This window comes from Bacillus sp. sid0103 (genome assembly GCF_019219025.1).
Genome location: NZ_JAHUWN010000158.1, coordinates 1 through 255 on the forward strand (window position 1 = coordinate 1; position 255 = coordinate 255).

1 protein-coding gene is annotated in these 255 nt (G+C 36.9%); it reads right to left on the minus strand.

Annotated features, from left to right (window positions below):
* Nucleotides 1–255, minus strand: a 255-nt coding sequence (locus tag KW850_RS32950) for an IS110 family transposase (RefSeq protein WP_218351746.1), incomplete at both ends; no start/stop codon positions are given.

The following is a 255-nucleotide window of genomic DNA, read 5'->3' on the forward strand; positions in this document are numbered from 1 at the left end:
AGATGTACGGTACACCGACAAAGTTTGTAAAGAAACAATAGAAAATAGGTCCCCAAAAACACCTCTAAATTCAGGGAAAACCTGATCAAGGATTGCTTGGAATTGTAGTTTAGTTTGAACAACAATACCTGTTAGGTTTTCGTGTTGTCTTGTCAAATTACGTAGGTTTAAAAGTTGAATCCCTCGTTTTTTATAGGGCTCTAAGTCCTCCTTATAGTACAGCTCGCAGAGATGATTAGCATCGATAATATCTGT